The following is a 21,138-nucleotide window of genomic DNA, read 5'->3' on the forward strand; positions in this document are numbered from 1 at the left end:
ATGATCTTTTCCGCTTTCGAACGCATGGTGGCGATGCGCTACCTGCGCGCCCGCCGGCAGGAGGGGTTCATCTCCGTCATCGCGGGGTTCTCGCTGCTCGGCATCGCGCTGGGGGTGGCGACCCTGATCATCGTGATGGCGGTGATGAACGGCTTCCGGGCGGAGCTGCTGGGCCGGGTGCTGGGGCTCAACGGCCACCTCAACGTCTATTCGGCGCAGGGCGGGCCGCTGGACGATTTCGACACGCTGGCGGACCGGTTGCGCGCCGCCCCCGGCGTGGTGCAGGTGACGCCGACGGTGGAGGGGCAGGCGCTGGTGTCGGTGCGCGGCACCGCCTCGGGCGCCGTCGTGCGGGGCGTGCGTCCCGAGGATTTCCGCGACCGGTCGACTCTGGCGTCGGCCATTGTGCTGGGCTCCGTCGGCGCCTATGACGAGGACCGCATCGCCATCGGCATCCGCATGGCCCAGCGCCTGGGTCTGTCGGTGGGCGACCAGTTGACGCTGATCGCGCCGCAGGGCAACGCCACCGCCTTCGGCACGGTGCCGCGCATGCGCAGCTTTCCCATCGGCGCCATCTTCGACGTGGGCATGTTCGAATACGACAACGCCTTCGTGTTCATGCCGCTCGACCAGGCGCAGATCTTCTTCCGCACCGGTGAGGATGCCGTCACCTCGCTGGAGGTGTTCGTCCGCGACCCGACGCAGATCGCCGCGGCGCGCTCCGCCATCCTGCCGACGGTCGCGGGGATCGGCCGCGTCATCGACTGGCAGCAGTCGAACGCCAGCTTCTACACGGCGTTGCAGGTGGAGCGGAACGTGATGTTCCTGATCCTGTCCCTGATCATCATGGTCGCCGCGTTCAACATCATCTCCTCGATGATCATGCTGGTGAAGGACAAGGGCCGCGACATCGCCATCCTGCGCACCATGGGAGCGACGCGCGGCATGATCATGCGCATCTTCTTCCTGTCCGGCGCCTCCATCGGCGTCGTCGGCACGGTGGCCGGCCTGGGGCTGGGCATTGCCTTCGCCCTGAACATCGAGAGCATCCGGCAGTTCATCCAGACCCTGTCGGGCACCGAACTCTTCTCGGCCGAGATCTATTTCCTGTCGCAGCTTCCGGCGAAGATCGACTGGGGCGAGGTGGTGCAGGTGGCGGCCATGGCCCTGGCCCTGTCGATCGGCGCCACCCTCTACCCGTCCTGGCGGGCGGCCCGCCTCGACCCGGTGGAGGCCCTGCGCTATGAGTGAGGCAGCGATGCTGGAGCTGTCCGGCGTGGTGCGGGTGTTCGAGCAGGCGGGCACCAGGCTGGAGGTGCTGCGCGGCGCCGCCCTGGCCGTGCGGCCGGGGGAACTGGTCGGGCTGGTCGGCCCGTCGGGGGCGGGGAAGTCGACCCTTCTGCACATCGCCGGTCTGCTGGAGCGGCCGGACGGCGGATCGGTGCGCATCGGCGGCACCGACGCGGCCCGCCTCGACGACGACAAGCGCACGGCGCTGCGCCGCCGCTGCATCGGCTTCGTCTATCAGTTCCACCACCTGCTGCCCGAGTTCTCGGCGCTGGAGAACATCGTGCTGCCCCAGATGGTCGCCGGCGTCACCCGGGGGCAGGCGGCGGTGCGGGCCGGAGAACTGCTGGCGGCCGTCGGGCTGGCGGCCCGCGCCGGCCACCGCCCGGCCCGCCTGTCGGGCGGCGAGCAGCAGCGCGTCGCCATTGCCCGCGCCCTGGCCAACCGGCCCGGTCTGCTGATCGCCGACGAGCCCACCGGAAACCTCGATCCCCACACCGCCGAGGCGGTGTTCGGCCTGCTGACCGACCTGGTGCGGCGCGAACGCGTCGGCGCCCTGGTGGCCACCCACAACCTCGACCTGGCCAAGCGCATGGACCGGGTGCTGGAGCTGCGCGACGGGGTGCTGGTCGAGCACCGATAGGGTGGTGCGGCCGCCGCTCACGCAATTGCGAATGGTGCGCGGCGGCGGTCCGCGGCACACTCTCCGGCACAATGATCGACCGGGAGGGTGAACAATGGACCAGCGGATCATCGACCTCTACGACGAGTACACCCACAAGCCGCTGCCGCGGCGGGTGTTCCTGGAGCGGCTCACCGTCCTGGTCGGCGGTGCGGCGGCGGTGCCGGCGGTGTTGCGGGTGATCGAGCCGAACTACGCCATGGCGGCGATGGTGGCCGAAGACGATCCGGCCATCACGGCGGGGATGATCGACCATCCCGGCGGCGCCGGGACCCTGCGGGGCTACCTCGCGCGGCCCGCGGGCGGCGGCCGGTCGCCGGCGGTGATCGTTATCCACGAGAACCGCGGCCTCAACCCGCACATCCGGGACGTCGCCCGGCGCTTTGCCAGGGACGGTTTCCTGGCGCTGGCCCCCGATCTGCTGACGCCGCTGGGCGGCACCCCCGACGACCCCGACCGGGCGCGCGATCTGATCGGCCAGCTTCAGCGCGATGCGGTGGTGGCCGACCTCCGGGCGATGACGGCGTTCCTCGAAGGCCATGACGGGGGCAACGGCAAGGTCGGCGCCGTGGGGTTCTGCTGGGGCGGCGGCATGGTCAACCAGCTTGCCGTCGCCGAACCGGGCCTGGACGCCGGTGTGGTCTATTACGGCCCATCCCCCGAACCGGCGCAGGCGGCGTCCATCAAGGCACCGCTGCTGCTGCACTACGCCGGGCTGGACGAGCGCATCAACGCCGGCGTGCCGGCCTATGAGACCGCGCTGAAGGCCGCCGGCGTCGACCACACGCTGCACATGTACGAGGGCGTCAATCACGCCTTCAACAACGACACCTCCGCCGAGCGCTACGACGAGGCCGCCGCCACGCTGGCGTGGCAGCGCACCGTCGCCTTCCTGAAGGACCGTCTGGCGGCGGGCTGAGCCGGCGGACGTCAGGTGCCGGCGTGCAGGCGCCGGCACTCGTCCAGGGCGTTGAGCGCCCAGTTGGTGCCGGTCAGGTCGAAGCCGGCGAGGGCGCCGCCGGGGCCGCGGAACTCGACCCGCAGGGCGCGTGCGAAGGCGTGAACCTCGTCGTCGTAGCGGGCGGTGGGAAAGCTGACCGTCAGCGACGGGCCCGGTTCCACCAGGGCCCGGAAGGCGACCCGTTCGCCATCGTCGAACACCGCCTGAAGGCGCAAGGGGCCGTCCGTCGGCCGACGCGGTCCCACGCCGGACAGGCGGAAGCCGGAGTCCTCGGCGCCGGCGACGAACACCAGCCGCGCCCCGCGCACGCCGGGCCGCCATGCCTTGCAGAAGGGGCGGCCGTCGGCGCCGGCCTCGTGGAACTCGATCACCCAGTCGTTGCGCTCGCCCAGCACGCGGGTCGGCTCCTCGGGCGCCGCGGGTACGGCGGCGGGCTGCGCGGCCGGAGCGGGCGGGGCGTCGGGCGGCGTCTGGCAGGCCGCCAGCGCCAGGGTGGCGAGGAGGGCCGTCAGGCTCGGGGCGCGGAGGGCCGTCAGGCTCGGGGCGCGGAGGTGTCGCATGGGTGTGCTCTCGGGCGGATTCCGAAGGACAGTGACGCTTTTTACACCAACGAAAGAAGTATGCGAAGCCTCCGCCCGGCGCTGCGCCTCCGGGGGGTGGCCGGCGAAACCGAACGGGGTGGGGCAAACGGTCGCTGCGGGTTGAAGGGCCACCGGTGCTCTGTTAGCGTGCGCACACTTTTTCCGGACCCGCCTCCATGACGCTTGCCACCGCACTCCTCCTGGCCATGAGCCTATCGATGGACTCCTTCGCCGCGGCGCTGGGGACGGGCGCGGTGTTGCGGCGGCCCGGCATCCTGGCGGCGGTGCGCGTGGGGGCCGTGTTCGGGGCGGTGCAACTCGCCACCCCGCTGATCGGCTTCGCGCTGGGGCTGACCTTCGCCGCCGCCGTCCACGCGGTCGACCACTGGATCGCCTTCCTGCTGCTGCTGGCGGTGGGCGGCAAGATGGTGATGGAGAGCCTCGACGAGGATGGCGCCGACGCGCCGCGCCGCGCCGAGCCCGGCTACGCGGCCCTGTTCTGCACGGCGTTTGCCACCAGCATCGACGCGGCCGCCGTCGGGGTCTCGCTGGCGGTGGTGGAGGTGGACATCCTGGCGGTGTGCCTGCTGATCGGTGCGGTGACCTTCGGCATGGCGGCGGGCGGCGTTCTGGTGGGCCGCGCCGCCGGGCCCGCACTGGGCCGCCGCGCCGAACTGATCGGCGGCCTCGGCCTGATCGCCATCGGTGTCAAGATCCTGGTGGAGCACACGATCCTCTGATCGCCGCGATCGCCTACTCCAGCCCGGCCTTCTTGCGCACGTCGTAGCTGCGCTTGACCGCCCATTCCTCCATGAACTTGACCAGTTCGGCGTCGGGCGGCTCGGGCAGCATCACCTTCAGCTTCACGTACTGGTCGCCGGTCTGCTTGGTCTTCTGGGACACCACTCCCTTGCCGCGCAGACGCAGGACGGAGCCGGTGTTGGACCCCGGCGGCACCTTCACCGCCACGGTCCCGGCGACCGTGGGAACGCGGATGGTGGCGCCCAGGATCGCCTCGTTCAGGGTCACCGGCAACTCCAGGTGGATGTCGCCGTCCTGGCGGGTGAAGTGGGGATGGGGTTCGACGTGCACCTCGATGATGGCGTCGCCCGCCGCGGCTCCGCCCATCCCACCCAGCCCCTGGCCCTTCAGGCGCAGCTTCTGCTCGTCCTCGGTGCCCGGCGGGATGGTGACGTCCAGGCTCTTGCCGTTGGACAGGCTGATTCGCCGCTTGGCGCCGACCGCCGCTTCCAGGAACGAGACGGTCACGGAATAGGCGATGTCGGTGCCGCGGGCCTTGGGGCCGGACGCCGTCCCGTCGCCCGCGGCACCGGTGCGCCCGCCGGTGGATTTGGTCCCCGCCGCGCCGCCGCGCCGGCGTCCGAACAGGTCCGAGAACCAGTCGTCGCCGAAGCCGAAGCCGGCATCGTCCGCTCCGGCCCCGGCTCCGGCCCCGCGGGTTCGCGGCCCGTGGGACCGGTGGCTGAAGGGACGCTCGCCGCCGTCGGCATCGATCTCGCCGCGATCGAACCGGGCCCGCTTGGCCGGGTCGGACAGCAGGGTGTAGGCGGCCGAGATCTCCTTGAACCGTTCCTCGTTGCCGGCGTGCCCGGGCTTCAGGTCGGGATGGTATTCCTTGGCAAGCTTGCGATAGGCCTTCTTGATCTCCTCGGCGCCGGCCGTCCGCTGAACGCCGAGAACGTGGTAGGGGTCGCGCATGGTGGCCACGAAGCAAATCCATCCCGCCCCGCTACGTGGGGCTCGCAGGCTGAAGGAACGTCAATTCATGATCTTCCACGTACCGTCCGGCTGTTTGCAAGCGGTTCCGAACGCCATCTCCGTGCGGCCGCCAACGGTCACCGTCTGCTGGTACTCCCGGCAGTACTCGCCACGGTTGCTGTAGCCGTCGCGCGTCGAGGTGACGGTGCCGGAATGGCCCGTCTGGGGGTTGTTCCAGGCGATCTGCTGGCCCACCGGTGCGGCATAGGCGCGCTGCGCCGCCTGGGTGGCGTAGGTCTGGTCGGCGCGGTCGAGGGAGGCGCCGATCTCCTTGCCGATGTAGGCGCCGAGCAGCGTGCCGACGCCCGTCGCGACGAGCTGGCCGGTCCCGCCCCCGAACTGGGAGCCGATGACGCCGCCGACGATGGCGCCGCTGACGGTGCCCGCCGTCTCCTTGGGAGCGGACTGGCAGCCGGCGAGCAGGAGGGCCGCCGCGAGGGCGGTAACGACGTAGGGTTTGGTGATCATCGTGCGAGCCTCAGGAGACGGAATCCGGGGGCGCGTCTGCCGTGCGCGCCTTGAACCACCGGTATAGTCCAACCTGTGCTATCTGTGAATTGCGACGACGCCGCGGCGCGCGGTGTTCGGCGCGGGCAACGACGACGGAATGATGGCGACCATGGCCGACGCGACGGAAGACCCCTTTGCACTGTTCGCCGCCTGGATGGCCGAGGCGGAACGCAGCGAGCCCAACGATCCCAACGCCATGGCGCTGGCCACGGCCGATGCCGCCGGCTTGCCGTCCGTGCGCATGGTGCTGCTCAAGGGGTTCGATGCTGCCGGCTTCGTCTTCTACACCAACACCGAAAGCCGCAAGGGCGAGCAGCTCGGCGCCAACCCCAACGCGGCGCTGTGCTTTCACTGGAAGTCGCTGAAGCGGCAGGTGCGGGTCGAGGGTGCGGCGGAACGGGTCAGCGACGCCGAGGCCGACGCCTATTTCGCCAGCCGACACCGCGACAGCCGCATCGGCGCCTGGGCGTCGCAGCAATCGCGCCCCATGGAGGGGCGCTGGGACCTGGAGAAGCGGGTGGCGCAGTACGTCGCACGGTTCGCCGTCGGCACGGTGCCGCGCCCGCCCCATTGGACCGGGTTCCGCATCGTGCCGCGTCGGATCGAGTTCTGGACCGACAAGCCCTTCCGCCTGCACGAGCGCATCCTGTACGTGCGCGACCCGGCGGCACCGGACGGCTGGACCACCGAACGCCTCTTCCCCTGACGACGGAGCACGCAGCGTGGCGGAAAACCGGAAAGGAGCGGGGGTGACCCACGACGCCGGCGCGATCGAACGGCTGCGCCGCCGCGCCACCTACGCCAGCGTGTCGGTGGCGCTGGCGCTGATCATCGCCAAGCTCGGCGCCTATCTGATCACCGAATCGGTCAGCATCCTGTCGTCGCTGATCGATTCCTCGACCGACCTGCTGGCCTCCCTGGTGACCCTGCTCGCGGTCCGCCACGCCCTGAAGCCGCCCGACCTGATGCACCGCTACGGCCACGGCAAGGCGGAGGCGCTGGCCGCCCTGGCCCAGGCGGCGTTCATCAGCGGGTCCGCCCTGTTCCTGTCGATCGAGGCGGTCCGCCGCCTGATCTATCCCGAACCGATCTCGCAGGGCGGAGTGGGCATCGCCGTGATGGTGCTGTCCATCGTGCTCACCTTCGGCCTCATCACCTTTCAGCGGCACGTGGTGGCGCGGACCGGGTCGATCGCCATCGGTGCCGACCGCCTGCACTACGCCGGCGACCTGCTGATGAACTCGGCGGTGATCGCGGCGCTCCTGTTGACCATGCTGACCGGGGTCGCCGCCATCGACCCGCTGGCCGGCCTGGCCATCGCCGCCTTCCTGCTGCACGGCGCGCGGGGGGTGGCGCGGCAGGCGCTTGCGGTGCTGATGGACCGTGAACTGGAGGGCGCGGAGCGTGACCGCATCGCCGCCATGGTGCTGGCCCACGACGGCGCGCTGGGCCTTCACGACCTGCGCACCCGCAGCACCGGAACCGGGATCTTCATCGAGTTCCACCTGGAGGTCGATCCCCTCATCAGCGTGGTCCAGGCCCATGACATCGCCGATGCCATCGAGCGCACGCTGGTGGGCGCCTTCCCCAGTTGCGAGGTGCTGATCCACCAGGAACCCGCCGGTTTGCAGGACGAACGGCTCGACAACCGCATCGGCGCGCTGCGCTGACGGGGGCTTCCCGTGTCGGATACCGGACCAAGGCGACCGCCGTTCTGTCGTCGGTGTGACAATGCCCTGTCGATCCGGAGGGCGTGACGGATCGGGAATCCCGCATTCAAGCCGTTTCCGGGTTATGGCACGCTTCCTGCTAGGTCGCTGCTCTTCATTGGTGCTCGAACGCCGAAGGGAGCGGACCTTGAAGCCAACCGCGCTGAGCCTGAGCGGCCGGGAGCGGACCTTTCCGCCCGACGAGATCATCGTCAGCAAGACCGATCCGCAGGGCCGCCTCACCTACGTCAACGACGTCTTCCTCATGGTGGCCGGTTACACCGAGGATGACCTCATCGGCCGGCCCCACAACATCATCCGCCATCCCGCCATGCCCCGCACGGTCTTCCGCCTGATGTGGCGGACGGTGCGGGAGGGACGGGAGATCTTCGCCTATGTCAACAACCGCGCCAGCAACGGCGACCATTACTGGGTGCTCGCCCACGTGACGCCGAACCTGGCGGCGGACGGCACGATCGCCGGCTACCACTCCAGCCGCCGGGCCCCCCGGCGCGCGGCGGTTGAGCGTGTCGACGCCCTTTATGGCCGGTTGCGAGCGGCTGAGATCGCCGCGGGGGACGGCGAGGCGGGCATGGCCGCCTCCGCCCGCCTGCTTGACGAGGTGCTGCAAGGGGAGGGCATGGGTTATGACCGGTTTGTCCTCGGTCTCTAGGGCCGTCCTCGCGCTGTGGTGCGGCGTTGCCCCGGCCGGCGCGCTGGTGCTGATCGCCGTGGCGCGGCAGGACTGGCTGTCGGCGGTGCCGGCCGTGGTCGTGCTGGGGGTGCTGGCCGGCGCCCTGCTGGCCCTGCGCCGCACCGGGCGGAGCATCGCCCGGGCCGCGGCCGTCTGCGAGGCGGCGGCGCGCGGCGATCTCTCGGCGCGGGTGCTCGGCATCCGCGGCCATGGCGACATCGGGCGCCTGCTGCGCAACATCAACCGCCTGCTCGACCTGACGGAGGCGTTTTGCAAGGAGGCCGACGCGGCCATGCAGAGCGCCTGCGCCCGGCGCTACCACCGCACCATCCTGGCCACCGGCCTGCGCGGCGACTTCGCCCGTCATGCCGCCACCATCAGCGGCGCGCTGGAGCAGATGCGCGCCCGCGACGACGAGGCCATCCGCTTCGCGGAGGAGAACGTCCGCGGCGTCCACCGGACGGTGAGCGGCGCCGTCGCCCGCCTGCGTGACAACGCCGCGCGTCTTGCCGACAACGCGGGGGCCGCCGTCCACGACGCCATGACCGCGGCGGCGGGCGCCCGGCAGGCGATGTCCAGCGCGCAGGCGGTGGCCGCCGCCGCCGACCGGCTCCACGCGTCCTTCGGAGAGGTGGACCGGCAAACCGTGGCCGCCACCGCCATCACGGGCGACGCCGCGGCGCTGGCCGGGCGCACCGACGGCACCGTCGCCGAACTGTCGGAGGCGGCCGGGCGCATCGGTGACGTGGTGGAACTGATCGAGGAGATCGCCGCCCGTACCAACCTGCTGGCGCTGAACGCGACCATCGAGGCCGCAAGGGCCGGCGAGGCGGGCAGGGGCTTCGCCGTCGTCGCCAACGAGGTCAAGGGACTGGCCAACCGGACGGCCCTCGCCACCGCGGAAATCGCCACCCATGTCCGCCGCATGCGCGCCGTCGCCGACGATGCCGGCACGGCCCTGCGCGCCATCGGCGACACCATCGGCCGGATCGGGCAGACGTCGGCGGCGGTGGCCGGGGCGGTGCAGCAGCAGACGAGCGTGACCGCCGACATCACCCGCAGCGCGGGCGAGGCGGCGTCGGGTGCCGGGGCCGTCACCGCGGCGATCGGCACGGTGCACCGCGCCGCCGAGCAGACCGACGCGGCGGTCAACGGCATTGCCGCCGCCACGGCCGATCTGGCCCGTCAGGCCGAAGCCCTGGACGGCCAGATCGACGCGTTCATCGCCGGCCTGCGGGCGGTGCAGGGTGCTGCTTAGTTGAACGCCACGCCCGGCTTGGCGCCCAGCTTCTTCAGGATCATCGCCGCCGGGCAGAAGCCGGTGAAGGCGGCCTGCAGCATGTTCAGGCCGACGAAGGCGGTCAGGTAGAGCCAGTAGACGCTGTGCACCTGCGACAGTGCGACGCTGAGCAGGATCATGGTCCCGGCGAAGGCGAACATGATGCGGTCGATTGACATGGGGCAGGGACTCCGGAGTCAGGGGGTGTCATCGGCGGAGCCGGGGGCCGGCACGCAGTAAAGGCCGGAGAGAACGCCGATCAGCGCCTCCACGTCCGTGCTGGCCAGCGAATAGTGGATGGTCCGCGCCGTCCGGCGTGTCGCCACCAGCCCGTCCGCCCTGAGCCGTGCCAGGTGCTGCGACAGGGCCGATTGGCTCAGCCCGACGAGTGCGGCCAATTCGCCCACCGTCTTTTCGCCGGCCTCCAGTTGGCAGAGGATCATCAGGCGGCGTTCGTTGCCCATCGCCCTCAGAAGCCGAGCCGCCTTCCAGGCGTTGCGTTCCAGCTCCGCGATATTCATGCTTGCTAAATTAGCAACAATGAATATATGGGTCAAGCGGAAACCCTGACCCTCCGCTCGAGGGAGCTTCGAGATGACCGACCCCACCGTCCCGTTCCGACCCCTGTCCGGTGCCCCGGCACTGGCCCTGCTGATGGCCCTGGCGCTCGCCCTCGTACCGGGGCATGCCGCCGCCGCCGAGGGTCGCGCCACCGTGGAGCGCCGTGACGTCGACGACCTGAAGGCCGTCTTCGCCACGGTGGAAAGCGTGCGCCAGGCGACGGCGCGAGCGCGAATCACCGGCACCGTCCGCGCGCTCGACGTGGTGGAGGGGGACCGGGTGGAGGGCGGGCGGGTGCTCGCCACCGTTGAGGACCCCAAGCTGACCCTGCAGCTCACGGCCCTGGACGCCCGGCTGCGGTCCCTCGACGCCCAGCGCCGCCAGGCCGAGGTGGAGATGGAGCGGGCCCGCTCCCTGCGCGCCAGCGGCACCGGGTCACAGGCCCGGCTGGACGATGCGCAGACCGCGCTGGACGTGCTGGTGGCCCAGGTCGCCGCCGCGCAGGCGGAGCGGTCGGTGCTCGAACAGCAGCTTGCCGAGGGGGCGGTGCCGGCGCCGTCGGACGGGCGGGTGCTCGCGGTCAAGGTGGTGGAAGGCAGCGTGGTGATGGCGGGCGAGCCGGTTGCGGTCATCGCCACCGACCGTTACGTGCTGCGCCTGCACCTGCCGGAACGCCACGCCCGCTTCATCCGCGCCGGCGATGCGGTGCTGGTCGGTGCGCGGGGCCTCGGCGGCGGGCCGGACGGCGGGGCGGAGCACCTGGGCGCCGGCACCGTCCATCGGGTCTATCCGGAGCTGGAGCGGGGCAGCGTGGTGGCCGACGTGGAGGTCGCCGGCCTTGGCGACTACTTCGTCGGCGAGCGGGTGCGGGTCTTCGTGGCCACCGGGACGCGGCCGGCGCTGGTGCTGCCGGAGGGGTATGTGGAGCGCCGGTTCGGGCTGGAGATGGTGACGCTGGACGACGGCACCCGCACCGTCGTGCAGACCGGCCGGGCGCTGCCGGCCACCCCCGGCGGCGTCGGCGGGGTGGAGATCCTGTCCGGGTTGCGGCCCGGTGACGTCGTGGTCCGTCCGTAACGACCCTGAAGAAGGAGACCGCCATGTCCCCGGGCCTGTCCGGTGTGCTGACGCGCACCTTCATCCGCTCGCCGCTGACGCCGCTGCTGCTGCTCGCCTCCATCGTGGTGGGGCTGGTCGCCCTGAACGGCCTGGCGCGCGAGGAGGAGCCGCAGATCTCCGTCCCCATGGTGGACATCCACGTCCGGGCCGACGGGCTGAAGGCGGAGGACGCGGTCGAACTGGTCACCAAGCCCCTGGAAGAGATCGTCAAGGGCATCGACGCCGTCGAACACACCTACAGCCAGACCTCCGACGACCGCGTCATCGTCACCGCGCGCTTCGACGTCGGCACGGACTCCGACGACGCCATCCTGCGGGTGCACGAGAAGATCCGCGCCAACATGGGCCGCATCCCGCTGGGCATTCCCGAACCGCTGATCGTCGGGCGCGGCATCAACGACGTGGCCATCCTGACGCTGACCCTGGCCCCCCGGCCCGACGCGGCGGCGCGCTGGGACGACAACGCGCTGCACGCCGTCGCCGACGAGCTTCTGTCGGAACTGATCAAGGTCGACGACGTGGGCCTGACCTACACGGTCGGCGGCCGGCCCGACCAGATCCGCGTCGAGCCGGATCCGGAACGCCTCTCCCTGTACGGCATCACCCTCAACCAGCTCGTCGACAAGGTGGCCAACGCCAACCGCTCCTTCGTGCTGGGCCCGGTGCGGGCGGACGGCGGGATGCGCACCGCCGTGGCCGGCCAGACCCTGCAGGGCGTGCCCGACATCGGCCTGCTGCTGCTCACCGCCCGCGACGGCCGGCCGGTCTATGTGAAGGACGTGGCCAACGTGGTGGTCGGGGCGGCCCCGCCGGACCGGCGGGTCTGGCACATGGTGCCGGATGGGCAGGGCGGGCTGACCGCCGTGCCGGCGGTCACCCTGGCGCTGGCCAAGCGGGCCGGGGCCAACGCCGTCACCATCGCCGGGGCGGTGCTGGACCGGCTGGAACTGGTGCGCCACCGCCTGCTGCCGGCGGAGGTGGAGGTGGTGGTCACCCGCAACTACGGCGAGACGGCCAACGAGAAGGCCAACGAGCTGCTGTTCCACCTGGCGCTGGCCACGGTGTCCATCGTCATCCTGGTCACCGCCGCCATCGGCTGGCGCGAGGGGGTGGTGACCTTCGTGGTCATCCCCACCACCATCCTGCTCACCCTCTTCGCCTCGTGGCTGATGGGGTACACCATCAACCGCGTCAGCCTGTTCGCCCTGATCTTCTCCATCGGCATCCTGGTGGACGACGCCATCGTGGTGGTGGAGAACATCGACCGCCACTGGTCCATGAACGACGGCCGCCCGCGCGTGCGCGCCGCCATCGAGGCGGTGGCCGAGGTCGGCAATCCCACCATCATCGCCACCCTGACGGTGATCGCGGCGCTGCTGCCGATGATGTTCGTGTCCGGTCTGATGGGTCCGTACATGAGCCCCATCCCGGCCAACGCGTCGGCGGCCATGCTGTTCAGCTTCTTCGTCGCCATGGTGCTGACGCCCTGGCTGATGGTGAAGCTGCGCCCCGGCGGCGGTGCCGGAGAGACGGGCCCCGCCGGCCACGGCGGTCGCGACAGTCCCGCCGGCCATGACGGCCATGACGGGCACGGGTCCGGGGGCTGGCTGGCCGGCGCCTACCGCGCGGTGGCGACGCCGCTGGTGGCGACCCGGGCGCGGGCATGGCTGTTTCTTCTGACGGTCGGCGTGGCCACCCTGGTGTCCATGGTGCCATTCTACACCCGCGACGTCGCGGTCAAGCTTCTGCCCTTCGACGACAAGTCGGAACTGCAGGTGGTGATGGACCTGCCCGAAGGCGCGTCGGTGGAGGACACCGAGCGGGCCCTGCTCGCCGCCGCCCGCGCCCTGGCCGACCTGCCGGAGCTGGCCCACATCCAGGTCTACGCCGGCACCTCCGCGCCCTTCACCTTCAACGGGCTGGTGCGCCACTACTACCTGCGCGACCAGCCGGAGCTGGGCGACCTTCAGGTCAACCTGGCCCCCCGGCACGACCGCGCCCGCGCGGGCCATACGGTGGCGCTGGAGGTGCGGGAGCGGCTGGCAGCCCTGTCCTTCCCCGAGGGCACGGCGGTGAAGGTGGTCGAGGTGCCGCCGGGGCCGCCGGTGCTGGCCACCCTGCTGGCGGAGGTGTACGGCCCCGACGCGGAAACCCGCCGCGCCGTGGCGGCGCAGGTGCGCGCGGCCTTCGAAGCGGTGCCCTTCGTCGTCGATACCGACGACAGTTTCGGCCGGCCGGCGGAGCGGCTGCGCTTCGCCCTCAACCAGGACAACCTGGAGTTCTTCGGGGTCGAGGAGGAGGCGGTCTACGACACCTTGCGCGCCCTGATGGGGGGCGTGCCGGTGGGCTACTCCCACCGCGGCGCCGGGCTTGACCCCGTGGAGATCGCGGTGCGGCTGCCGGAATCCGACCTGCACCTCAGCGAGCGGCTGATGGCCACGCCGGTGCCGGGGCGCGACGGCACGGCGGAGCTGGGCGACCTCGTCCGCGTCACCCGGGAACCGGCGTCCTTCCCGCTGTTCCGCCGCGACGGCCGCTTCGCCGAGATGGTGATGGGCGAGCTGGCCGGCGCCTACGAGGCGCCGATCTACGGCATGCTGGCGGTGACCGAGCGCATCGGGGCCATGGACTGGTCCCGCTTCGGTCTGGACGGTCCGCCCGCGATCAGCCTGTACGGCCAGCCGGAGGACGAGTCCGTCGTCTCGCTGCTGTGGGACGGGGAGTGGGAGATCACCTACGTCACCTTCCGCGACATGGGTGCGGCGTTCGCCGTGGCCATCCTCGGCATCTACCTGCTGGTGGTGGGTCAGTTCGGCAGCTTCAAGCTGCCCCTGGTGATCCTGGTGCCGGTGCCGCTGACGCTGATCGGCATCGTCGCCGGGCACTGGATGTTCGGGGCGGCGTTCACCGCCACTTCGATGATCGGCTTCATCGCCCTGGCCGGCATCATCGTGCGGAACTCCATCCTGCTGGTGGACTTCGTCCGCCACCTGCGGGAACGGGGGGTGCCGGTCCGCCGTGCGGTCATCGAGGCCGGGGCGATCCGCTTCAAGCCGATCCTGCTGACGGCGCTGGCAGCGATGATCGGGGCCGCCTTCATCCTGACCGACCCGATCTTCCAGGGGCTGGCCATCTCGCTGCTGTTCGGGTTGATGAGTTCGACGCTGCTCACCGTGCTGGTGATACCCGCCATCTACGTGGTGCTGCGCGACGATGAACGGCCCGGCGATGCGGCGGCACCGCCGGTCAGCGCCGGGACGGCCGCCTGATCGCCGTCCGTGCGGGCCGGCCGCGAATGTTACAGGGGGGAGGCGGTCATTCACCTCCCCTGTGTGTTGCGATTTTGCAAAAATCCGGCAATAATCACAAAAGGGAGAAAACGCTCCATACAACGGTTACAAAAAAGCGGCGGACGCAATGGACAGCACGTTCGAAAACCGGTCGTATCTCATAGCGGATATTGCGGCGGAAGCAGGGACGCTGGGCATCGAAATAGCCGACGTGGCCGGTCACGTTGAAGATGTCAGTGGTCGAATCAACCGCCAGGCTGAAGTCTTCTCGCAATTGCGGGAGACCGGTGCCAAGATGGCGTCGAGCACGCAACGTATTGCTGCGGCGTCGTCCGTTGCCCGTACTGTAACCGAGCGGGCGCGCCGGGAGGTGGAGTCTTCCCACGACCAGGTGCAGCAATCGCTGACGGACATCCACGCCCTGGTGGCCGCCGTGGGCGGTATTGAAACCCAGATCACCGGCCTGCGCGAGGCGCTGGACCGGGTCGGGCGTGTCGCCAAGGAAATCTACGCCATCGCCAAGCAGACCAACCTGCTGGCCCTGAACGCCACCATCGAGGCGGCGCGCGCGGGCGAGGCGGGGCGGGGTTTCGCGGTGGTGGCGGGCGAGGTCAAGGCCCTGTCCACCAAGACCAGCGAGGCGACGGCGGAAATCGACGCCACGCTGAAGTACCTGAACGAGCAGGCCCAGCGCCTGATGGTGGAAAGCTCCGCCAGCGCCGTGAAGGCGCGCGCGGTCAACGAGGGCACGACGGCCATCGGCCAGGTGATCGACACGGTCGGTCGCGCCATGAACGAGTTGCACATCGAAACCGATAAGATCGACCATGCGTCGGCCGACATCGCCGCCGACTGCGACGAGCTGGGTCGGGAAATCTCCGACCTGGCGGTTGGCGTGCAGCTTTCCAACGAGAACCTGGGGCAGGCGCGCGACCGCATCAACAACCTGCTGGGCATGGGCGAGCGCCTGATCGGCATCACCGCCGAACTGAACGTGGAGACGGTGGATACGCCGTACATCCGCAAGGCGCGGGAAGCCGCCGCCAGGATCGCCGCCGCCTTCGAGGACGCGGTCGGACGCGGCGAGATTGCCGAACAGGACCTGTTCGACCGCAACTACCAGCCCATCGCGGGAACCGACCCGCAGCAGATGATGACCCGTTACACCGCATTCTGCGACCGCGTCCTGCCGTCGATCCAGGAGCCGGTGGCCGGCAGCGACGAGCGTGTGGTGTTCTGCGTGGCGGTCGACACCAACGGCTACCTGCCCACCCACAACGCACGCTTCAACCAGGCCCAGCGCCCCGGAGATCCCGTGTGGAACGCCGCCCACAGCCGGAACCGACGCATCTTCAACGACCGCGTGGGCCTGGCCGCCGGCCGCAACGTGAAGCCGTTCCTGCTGCAGACCTACCGCCGCGACATGGGCGGCGGCACCTACGCCCTGATGAAGGACGTCTCCGCCCCCATCATGGTGCGCGGGCGCCACTGGGGCGGCGTGCGGATCGCCTACAAGGTCTGAAGGCTCCGCCTTCGCCCTCCCGGTCCGATGATCGGGAGGGCGAAGGCGCTTATCCCAGGCGGACCGCGGTGCCGTTGACCGACACCATCAGCATGCCGTTCTCCTTGCCCAGCACCTCGTAATCCACGTCCACGGCGACGATGGCGTCGGCGCCCAGCACCCGCGCCGCCTCGGCCATGTCGGCGAAGGCCGCCTCGCGCGCGTCGCGCAGGGCGTTCTGATAGCCGCCGGCACGGCCGCCGATGATGTCGCGTATGCCCGAGAACAGGTCCCGGAAGACGTTGACGCCGAGAATCGCCTCCCCGGTGACGACACCCAGATAGGCGACGACCCGGCGGCCTTCGACGGAATCGGTGGTGGTGATCAACATGGTCCTTCTCCGTGGCGCAAATCCCTCGCCGGCACATGGCATCGAAGCGTGAGCACGGCAACCCTGGCGCTCGACGGCTTAAACGTTATATGGAAGCGAGACAAAACCAAATGCCGGAGAGCGCCCCATGCCGTCGCGTCGATCCGAAACCGTCGGATACCTCGCCAGCTTTGCCGGACGCCTCTTTATCCGGGCGCTGGAGCGCCGCATCCAGCCCCACGGGCTCTACCCCGGACAGCTCCCGCCCCTGCTGTGCCTGTGGGAGCGCGAGGGCATCAGCCAGGCCGAGCTGTGCCGGCTGGTCCAGGTGGAGCAGCCCACCATGGCCAACACCCTCAACCGCATGGAGCGCGACGACCTGATCCGCCGGTTACCCGATCCGCGGGACCGGCGCCGGGCGCTGGTCTATCTCACCGACCGCGCCCGCGCCCTGGAGGAGCCGGTCATGAAGGCGACCGAGCTGGTCAACGCCCTGGCCACCGACGGGCTGAGCGGGGATGAGCGGGAGGAGTTCCGGCGGCTGATGGACAAGCTGGTGGAGAACCTGGAACGCGATTCGGAATCCTGACGGGATGTTGGTGCGAATCCGCATCGGTGTCCGGCCGGAACGGGTTGCTCCGCAGGAACGGCTTGCGATTTCGCATTGATCCGCCATTCTCCGCGCCGGTGGCGGGGGGAGGTGCGGCATGGACGGGACACGGCAGGCGTTGCTGCGCTGGATGACCGGCGTGATGGAGGCCCGCGGCTGGAGCGCGCGGGCGTGGGCGCAGGCGGCCGGGGTGACGGCCAGCAACCTGACCCGTTTTCTGCACGACCCGCGGACCGGCAGCCTGCCCGGCACCGACACCATCGGCCGTCTGGCGCGCGCCGCCGGGGCGGAGCCGCATTTCCTCGACGACAGGCGGTTTCCCCGGCTGTGCCGCGTGCCGGTGCTGGAGCGCGACCAGGCCGTCGCCGTGCTGGCGCTCGGCCGCCGGGCGGCGGAGGTGTACGTGGCCGACCGGTTGCGCGACGGCGGCCCCTGCGTGCCGGTCGACCGCCCGGTGTCGCGCCGGGCGTTCGCTCTGCGCGTCGGGGCGCGGACCCTGAACGCCGCCGGCATCCTGCCCGACGACCGTGTGGTGCTGGAGCCCGCGGACGAGGTGGAGCCGCGCGCCGGCGACGTGGTGATCACCGTGGGCGACGACGGGGTGTGCGGCTACCGCTATCACCCGCCGTTCCTGGTGCCCGTCTCCACCGACCCGGACTGCGGTCCGACCGCCCTCGACCGCGCCCGGCTGGCCGGTGTGGCGATGCAGGTCGTCCGGCCCCTGCGCGGCTGACGGCGCGCCGGCGTCAGGCGAATCGCGCCAGGGCGCGGCGGCGGATCAGGTCGGGCAGAGCGGGGTGGCGGCCCACGGACGGGGTCAGCCACAGCCGGCGCCCCTGCGCGGGCGTGCCGTCGGGTATGCCGCCGCCCGCGCGCAGCAGGGCCGGCAGGTCGTCATCCTCATGGTGGCCGCCCGACAGGAAGAAGGGAACGACGACCACGCAGGCGCGGCCGGTCACGGTGCGCCAGGCGTCGGCGGTCGGCGCCTCGCTGAGGAACAGGGTGCCCGTCTCGCCGTAGCGGCCGGCCAGCGCCGCGGCGACGCCCCGCGTCGCCCGCGCCGAGGCGTCGGAGCGCGAACTGCCGTGACCCGCCACCAGCACCGCCACCGTTCGCGGATCGAGCCCCGCCCCGGTGATGGCCGCGTCCGCCAGGCCGGCGACCAGGCCCGGGATCTCCGTATCGAGGCCCAGCGGCGGCAGCACGTCGACGGCGTGCCCGGTCGCCCCCGCCTCGGCCAGGAGCCGCGGCAGCACGCTTCCGGCGATGTAGCCGCCGGTGGTCAGCAGGGGCATCACCGCCACAGGTCCCGGCGGCAGGCGGGTGAGCGCTGCCGCAGGGGCGGGCGGCTGCAGGGCGAAGGCCGCCTCGACGGCGCTGAAGCCGCCGGCACGGCGCAGGTCCGCCACCAGGGAGTCGGCAATGGCGGCCCCGGCGCCGTCGGAGGTGCCGTGGGCGAAGAGCAGGAGGGAGGGCGCGGGCATCGGTGCTCCGGAACGGGACCGCGGCGGTGCGGCCCCTACCATCTGGCGCGCGGCGCCGGCTCCGGCCAGCCCGGCCCCCCGGGAAATCGTTGCCGCCCGCCTTGAATCATTAGTCGAATCTAATAGATTGCCTGACCGGGGGACGTATAAAACACCCCGGGAGGGAGACGCCATGACACCCATCGTAGAATCCTTCTTCGACCCGCGGACGGCGACCGTGACCCATGTGGTGCACGGCGGGCCCGGCAGCCCTTGCGCCATCATCGATCCCGTGCTGGACTTCGACATGGCGTCGGGGCGCCGCCGCACCGAGTCGGCCGACCGGGTCGCCGCCTTCATCCAGGCGCAGGGGTTGCGTGTGGACTGGCTGTTGGAGACGCACGCCCATGCCGACCACCTCAGCGCCGCCCCCTATCTGAAGGAAAAGCTGGGCGGCCGCATCGCCATCGGCAGCCACATCCGCGACGTGCAGCGCATCTTCGGCGGGGTTTTCAACGCGGAACCCGCCTTCACCGCCGACGGCAGCCAGTTCGACGTCCTGTTCGAGGACGGTGCCACCTTCGGCATCGGTGCGATGGATGCCGAAGTGCTGCACGTCCCCGGACACACGCCGGCCTGCGTCGCCTTTCGCATCGGCGACGCCCTGTTCGTCGGCGACACCCTGTTCATGCCCGACGTGGGGACGGCGCGCTGCGACTTTCCCGGCGGCGACGCGGCGACGCTGTTCCGTTCGATTCGCCGCCTGCTGGATCTGCCCGACGCGACGCGGGTCTTCGTCTGCCACGACTACCCGCCGGCCGGCCGCGGGCCGGCCTGGGAAACCACCGTCGCCGAGCAGCGCCGCGCCAACATCCACGTGAAGGACGGCATCTCGGAGGCGGATTTCGTGACCATGCGCACCGCCCGCGACCGCACGCTGGATCTGCCGGCGTTGCTCGTCCCGTCGGTCCAGGTCAATATGCGCGCCGGGCACCTGCCCCCTCCCGAATCGAACGGCGTGCGCTATCTCAAGATCCCGGTGGATCGGCTGTGACCCGACCGGGCCTGCAAAACGAAGGACATCCCATGCCCACTCTCGCCCGGGTCGAAGATAACGTTTACGTCTGCGGACAGCTTCAGGAGGCGGACTTCGCCGACCTGGCGCGCCAGGGCGTGAAGACCATCGTCAACAACCGCCCCGACGGGGAGGAGGCGACGCAGCTTCCCCACGCCCGCGCCGCCGAGCTGGCGGCGCAGCACGGCCTGGAATACCACTTCATTCCGGTCGGGCGGGACCCGCTGACGCTGGAGATGGTCGACCGCTTCGCCGACATCCTGGCGCAGTCGCCGCGCCCGGTGGTCGCGTACTGCCGCTCCGGCGCCCGGTCCTCCACGCTGCACTCCTACGCCAGGGCCCGCCGGCTGGAACAGCGCTGATCATCCGCCATCCCACCCATTTCCATTAGGGAACCCTTGTGGAACGCCGGTGCCGATGCGATGATCGGCACCGGTTCTCCGCAACCAGGGAATGGGCACAGGGGATGGGCGTGACAGCGCAAACGGCCGGCCCGCCGCGCGGGCCCTTCGCGCCGGACGACGCGGCCGCGTACACGCGCTGGCGCGACGCCAAGCTGGCGCACCTGCCCGCACGGCCGGACGATCTGCTGGTCGAACTGGCCGACCCCCGGGCCGTCACGGCGGCCGAACGCGCCGCCCTGGCGGAGCGCTGCCGCCGCCACAACATGGCGCTGTTCGTCGGCCCCGTGGTGGCCGACGGCACCCGGGACTGGTTGCGCGCCTTCGCGCGGACGTTCGGGCTGGACGACCTGGACAGCAACATGCTGGCCGACGAGGACGGCATCTCGCCGCTGACGGTGGCCGCCGACGGTCCGCGGCGCGCCTACATCCCCTACACCGACCGGCCGCTGTCCTGGCACACCGACGGCTACTACAACCCGCTGCACCGGCCGGTGCGCGGCCTCGTCCTCTATACGGTGCAGGATGCGGCGGAGGGCGGGGAGAACGCGCTGCTCGACCATGAACTGGCCTACATCGCGCTGCGCGATGCCGATCCCGGCCACATCGCCGCCCTGTCGCAGCCCGACGCCATGACCATCCCGCCCAACGCCGAACCCGGCCAGCCGCCGCGTCCGGCCCAGCCCGGCCCGGTGTTTTCCGTCGACCCGCTGACCGGGGCGCTGCACATGCGCTACACCGCGCGCGTCCGCCACGTGGTGTGGAAGGACGACCCCGCGGTCACCGCCGCCGTCGCCGCGCTGAACGGCCTGTTGAACGGCGGCTGCCCGTGGGTCCTGCGCCACCGCATGGCGCCCGGCCAGGGATTGCTGTGCAACAACGTGCTGCACAACCGCACCGGATTCCGGGATGCGCCGGACCGGACGCGGCTGGTCTACCGCGCCCGGTTCCACGACCGCGTTTCCGCCGCCTGATGCCAGCCAACGAGGTTTTCTCCCGATGACCGCACCGACCGACGGCGAGAGCGTCGCCGACCGCGACACCGTCGCCCTTCCCTGGGGCAAGGAGATGCTGATCCAGGAGGTGGTCTACGACACCGGACTGCGGCTGCTGCGCCTGCGCATCCGCGAGGGCCGGCGGTTCACCGTCGTCGACCTGGACGCCCGCGCCATCGCCCGCCTGCGCGCCCTCACCGACGGCTGGACCGACGTCGCCGAGGGGGAAGCCGAAGCGCTGGACGTGGACGGCGGCTGACCGCCGGACCGC

At 71.0% G+C, this 21,138-nt stretch carries 24 protein-coding genes; 17 read left to right on the forward strand and 7 right to left on the reverse strand.

The window, feature by feature from the left end:
• The 3 genes from G472_RS0111250 to G472_RS0111260 all read left to right on the forward strand — a co-directional run bounded on the left by G472_RS0111250 (position 1) and on the right by G472_RS0111260 (position 2,888).
• Complete coding sequence (locus G472_RS0111250) at positions 1–1,251, forward strand: lipoprotein-releasing ABC transporter permease subunit (RefSeq protein WP_029008478.1); 1,251 nt, start codon at positions 1–3, stop codon at positions 1,249–1,251.
• A complete protein-coding gene (locus tag G472_RS0111255; protein WP_029008479.1) occupies positions 1,244–1,930 on the forward strand; it encodes an ABC transporter ATP-binding protein in 687 nt (228 codons plus the stop codon). Before G472_RS0111250 ends, G472_RS0111255 begins: the two co-directional genes overlap by 8 nt.
• A 94-nt stretch (positions 1,931–2,024) precedes the next feature.
• Positions 2,025–2,888 (forward strand): dienelactone hydrolase family protein, encoded by an 864-nt coding sequence (locus tag G472_RS0111260; RefSeq protein WP_029008480.1) that lies wholly within the window; start codon positions 2,025–2,027, stop codon positions 2,886–2,888.
• An 11-nt stretch (positions 2,889–2,899) separates the two neighbouring features.
• Here G472_RS0111260 and G472_RS0111265 read toward each other — a convergent pair whose 3' ends face one another.
• Positions 2,900–3,490, reverse strand: coding sequence for a hypothetical protein (locus G472_RS0111265; RefSeq protein ID WP_029008481.1), 591 nt, complete (start codon positions 3,488–3,490; stop codon positions 2,900–2,902).
• A gap of 197 nt (positions 3,491–3,687) precedes the next feature.
• Between G472_RS0111265 and G472_RS0111270 the strand changes: the two genes are divergently transcribed.
• On the forward strand, positions 3,688–4,251 hold the full coding sequence (locus tag G472_RS0111270) for a manganese efflux pump MntP (protein WP_029008482.1): 564 nt from the start codon (positions 3,688–3,690) through the stop codon (positions 4,249–4,251).
• Between the two features lie 13 nt (positions 4,252–4,264).
• Here G472_RS0111270 and G472_RS0111275 read toward each other — a convergent pair whose 3' ends face one another.
• Both G472_RS0111275 and G472_RS0111280 read right to left on the reverse strand, forming a co-directional pair.
• Positions 4,265–5,230 carry a DnaJ C-terminal domain-containing protein gene (locus G472_RS0111275; RefSeq protein ID WP_035692089.1) on the reverse strand — a complete coding sequence of 322 codons (966 nt, stop codon included), beginning with the start codon at positions 5,228–5,230 and terminating at the stop codon, positions 4,265–4,267.
• Positions 5,231–5,290: 60 nt separating this feature from the next.
• Positions 5,291–5,758 (reverse strand): RT0821/Lpp0805 family surface protein, encoded by a 468-nt coding sequence (locus G472_RS0111280; RefSeq protein ID WP_029008484.1) that lies wholly within the window; start codon positions 5,756–5,758, stop codon positions 5,291–5,293.
• Positions 5,759–5,900: 142 nt separating this feature from the next.
• On the opposite strand from G472_RS0111280, the gene pdxH reads away from it, so the two are divergent.
• The 4 genes from pdxH (at position 5,901) to G472_RS0111300 (ending at position 9,461) form a co-directional block, all read left to right on the forward strand.
• The gene (gene pdxH / locus G472_RS0111285) at positions 5,901–6,506 is read left to right on the forward strand and encodes a pyridoxamine 5'-phosphate oxidase (RefSeq protein ID WP_035692091.1); all 606 of its coding nucleotides are present in this window, start codon (positions 5,901–5,903) and stop codon (positions 6,504–6,506) included.
• 43 nt (positions 6,507–6,549) lie between these two features.
• Positions 6,550–7,470, forward strand: a complete 921-nt coding sequence (locus tag G472_RS0111290; protein WP_051340695.1) for a cation diffusion facilitator family transporter — start codon at positions 6,550–6,552, stop codon at positions 7,468–7,470.
• Positions 7,471–7,657: 187 nt separating this feature from the next.
• A complete protein-coding gene (locus tag G472_RS0111295) occupies positions 7,658–8,182 on the forward strand; it encodes a PAS domain-containing protein (protein ID WP_029008487.1) in 525 nt (174 codons plus the stop codon).
• Positions 8,157–9,461 (forward strand): methyl-accepting chemotaxis protein, encoded by a 1,305-nt coding sequence (locus tag G472_RS0111300; RefSeq protein ID WP_029008488.1) that lies wholly within the window; start codon positions 8,157–8,159, stop codon positions 9,459–9,461. The genes G472_RS0111295 and G472_RS0111300 overlap by 26 nt, the downstream gene beginning before the upstream one ends.
• Here G472_RS0111300 and G472_RS0111305 read toward each other — a convergent pair.
• Both G472_RS0111305 and G472_RS0111310 read right to left on the reverse strand, forming a co-directional pair.
• A complete protein-coding gene (locus G472_RS0111305) occupies positions 9,458–9,661 on the reverse strand; it encodes a YgaP family membrane protein (RefSeq protein WP_029008489.1) in 204 nt (67 codons plus the stop codon). The genes G472_RS0111300 and G472_RS0111305 overlap by 4 nt on opposite strands.
• A gap of 18 nt (positions 9,662–9,679) precedes the next feature.
• Positions 9,680–10,003: an ArsR/SmtB family transcription factor gene (locus G472_RS0111310; protein WP_029008490.1), complete on the reverse strand. Its 324-nt coding sequence runs from the start codon at positions 10,001–10,003 to the stop codon at positions 9,680–9,682.
• Positions 10,004–10,076: 73 nt separating this feature from the next.
• Here G472_RS0111310 and G472_RS0111315 point away from each other — a divergent pair, with 73 nt between their 5' ends.
• The 3 genes from G472_RS0111315 (at position 10,077) to G472_RS0111325 (ending at position 15,974) form a co-directional block, all read left to right on the forward strand.
• Complete coding sequence (locus G472_RS0111315; RefSeq protein WP_051340697.1) at positions 10,077–11,120, forward strand: efflux RND transporter periplasmic adaptor subunit; 1,044 nt, start codon at positions 10,077–10,079, stop codon at positions 11,118–11,120.
• A gap of 23 nt (positions 11,121–11,143) precedes the next feature.
• A complete protein-coding gene (locus G472_RS0111320; protein WP_029008492.1) occupies positions 11,144–14,431 on the forward strand; it encodes an efflux RND transporter permease subunit in 3,288 nt (1,095 codons plus the stop codon).
• 316 nt (positions 14,432–14,747) lie between these two features.
• Positions 14,748–15,974 (forward strand): methyl-accepting chemotaxis protein, encoded by a 1,227-nt coding sequence (locus tag G472_RS0111325; protein WP_245593461.1) that lies wholly within the window; start codon positions 14,748–14,750, stop codon positions 15,972–15,974.
• 49 nt (positions 15,975–16,023) lie between these two features.
• Here the strand turns inward: G472_RS0111325 and G472_RS0111330 are convergent, their stop codons facing one another.
• Positions 16,024–16,344, reverse strand: a complete 321-nt coding sequence (locus G472_RS0111330; RefSeq protein WP_029008494.1) for a heavy metal-binding domain-containing protein — start codon at positions 16,342–16,344, stop codon at positions 16,024–16,026.
• A gap of 127 nt (positions 16,345–16,471) precedes the next feature.
• Between G472_RS0111330 and G472_RS0111335 the strand changes: the two genes are divergently transcribed.
• A complete protein-coding gene (locus tag G472_RS0111335; RefSeq protein WP_029008495.1) occupies positions 16,472–16,912 on the forward strand; it encodes a MarR family winged helix-turn-helix transcriptional regulator in 441 nt (146 codons plus the stop codon).
• Between the two features lie 118 nt (positions 16,913–17,030).
• A complete protein-coding gene (locus G472_RS0111340) occupies positions 17,031–17,666 on the forward strand; it encodes a hypothetical protein (protein WP_029008496.1) in 636 nt (211 codons plus the stop codon).
• 13 nt (positions 17,667–17,679) lie between these two features.
• Here the strand turns inward: G472_RS0111340 and G472_RS0111345 are convergent, their stop codons facing one another.
• Positions 17,680–18,417: a CbiX/SirB N-terminal domain-containing protein gene (locus G472_RS0111345; RefSeq protein ID WP_029008497.1), complete on the reverse strand. Its 738-nt coding sequence runs from the start codon at positions 18,415–18,417 to the stop codon at positions 17,680–17,682.
• Positions 18,418–18,589: 172 nt separating this feature from the next.
• Between G472_RS0111345 and G472_RS0111350 the strand changes: the two genes are divergently transcribed.
• The 4 genes from G472_RS0111350 (at position 18,590) to G472_RS32585 (ending at position 21,126) form a co-directional block, all read left to right on the forward strand.
• Positions 18,590–19,450 (forward strand): MBL fold metallo-hydrolase, encoded by an 861-nt coding sequence (locus G472_RS0111350; protein ID WP_029008498.1) that lies wholly within the window; start codon positions 18,590–18,592, stop codon positions 19,448–19,450.
• Positions 19,451–19,482: 32 nt separating this feature from the next.
• Positions 19,483–19,833, forward strand: a complete 351-nt coding sequence (locus G472_RS0111355) for a protein tyrosine phosphatase family protein (RefSeq protein WP_029008499.1) — start codon at positions 19,483–19,485, stop codon at positions 19,831–19,833.
• A gap of 110 nt (positions 19,834–19,943) precedes the next feature.
• Positions 19,944–20,846, forward strand: coding sequence for a TauD/TfdA family dioxygenase (locus G472_RS0111360; protein ID WP_029008500.1), 903 nt, complete (start codon positions 19,944–19,946; stop codon positions 20,844–20,846).
• 25 nt (positions 20,847–20,871) lie between these two features.
• Entirely contained in the window at positions 20,872–21,126 is a 255-nt protein-coding gene (locus tag G472_RS32585; RefSeq protein WP_051340699.1) for a DUF6967 family protein, read from the forward strand.
• Positions 21,127–21,138 lie beyond the last annotated feature (12 nt).

It is taken from the genome of Azospirillum halopraeferens DSM 3675 (genome assembly GCF_000429625.1).
GTDB lineage: Bacteria > Pseudomonadota > Alphaproteobacteria > Azospirillales > Azospirillaceae > Azospirillum > Azospirillum halopraeferens.

Excerpts from the sequence above, each read along its gene's own strand:
- G472_RS0111250 (WP_029008478.1), top strand. The coding sequence starts at position 1 with ATGATCTTTTCCGCTTTCGAACGCATGGTGGCGATGCGCTACCTGCGC.
- G472_RS0111255 (WP_029008479.1), top strand. The coding sequence starts at position 1,244 with ATGAGTGAGGCAGCGATGCTGGAGCTGTCCGGCGTGGTGCGGGTGTTC.
- G472_RS0111260 (WP_029008480.1), top strand. The coding sequence starts at position 2,025 with ATGGACCAGCGGATCATCGACCTCTACGACGAGTACACCCACAAGCCG.
- G472_RS0111265 (WP_029008481.1), bottom strand. The coding sequence starts at position 3,490 with ATGCGACACCTCCGCGCCCCGAGCCTGACGGCCCTCCGCGCCCCGAGC.
- G472_RS0111270 (WP_029008482.1), top strand. The coding sequence starts at position 3,688 with ATGACGCTTGCCACCGCACTCCTCCTGGCCATGAGCCTATCGATGGAC.
- G472_RS0111275 (WP_035692089.1), bottom strand. The coding sequence starts at position 5,230 with ATGCGCGACCCCTACCACGTTCTCGGCGTTCAGCGGACGGCCGGCGCC.
- G472_RS0111280 (WP_029008484.1), bottom strand. The coding sequence starts at position 5,758 with ATGATCACCAAACCCTACGTCGTTACCGCCCTCGCGGCGGCCCTCCTG.
- pdxH (WP_035692091.1), top strand. The coding sequence starts at position 5,901 with ATGGCGACCATGGCCGACGCGACGGAAGACCCCTTTGCACTGTTCGCC.
- G472_RS0111300 (WP_029008488.1), top strand. The coding sequence starts at position 8,157 with ATGACCGGTTTGTCCTCGGTCTCTAGGGCCGTCCTCGCGCTGTGGTGC.
- G472_RS0111305 (WP_029008489.1), bottom strand. The coding sequence starts at position 9,661 with ATGTCAATCGACCGCATCATGTTCGCCTTCGCCGGGACCATGATCCTG.
- G472_RS0111310 (WP_029008490.1), bottom strand. The coding sequence starts at position 10,003 with ATGAATATCGCGGAGCTGGAACGCAACGCCTGGAAGGCGGCTCGGCTT.
- G472_RS0111315 (WP_051340697.1), top strand. The coding sequence starts at position 10,077 with ATGACCGACCCCACCGTCCCGTTCCGACCCCTGTCCGGTGCCCCGGCA.
- G472_RS0111320 (WP_029008492.1), top strand. The coding sequence starts at position 11,144 with ATGTCCCCGGGCCTGTCCGGTGTGCTGACGCGCACCTTCATCCGCTCG.
- G472_RS0111325 (WP_245593461.1), top strand. The coding sequence starts at position 14,748 with ATGGCGTCGAGCACGCAACGTATTGCTGCGGCGTCGTCCGTTGCCCGT.
- G472_RS0111330 (WP_029008494.1), bottom strand. The coding sequence starts at position 16,344 with ATGTTGATCACCACCACCGATTCCGTCGAAGGCCGCCGGGTCGTCGCC.
- G472_RS0111335 (WP_029008495.1), top strand. The coding sequence starts at position 16,472 with ATGCCGTCGCGTCGATCCGAAACCGTCGGATACCTCGCCAGCTTTGCC.
- G472_RS0111340 (WP_029008496.1), top strand. The coding sequence starts at position 17,031 with ATGGACGGGACACGGCAGGCGTTGCTGCGCTGGATGACCGGCGTGATG.
- G472_RS0111345 (WP_029008497.1), bottom strand. The coding sequence starts at position 18,417 with ATGCCCGCGCCCTCCCTCCTGCTCTTCGCCCACGGCACCTCCGACGGC.
- G472_RS0111350 (WP_029008498.1), top strand. The coding sequence starts at position 18,590 with ATGACACCCATCGTAGAATCCTTCTTCGACCCGCGGACGGCGACCGTG.
- G472_RS0111355 (WP_029008499.1), top strand. The coding sequence starts at position 19,483 with ATGCCCACTCTCGCCCGGGTCGAAGATAACGTTTACGTCTGCGGACAG.
- G472_RS32585 (WP_051340699.1), top strand. The coding sequence starts at position 20,872 with ATGACCGCACCGACCGACGGCGAGAGCGTCGCCGACCGCGACACCGTC.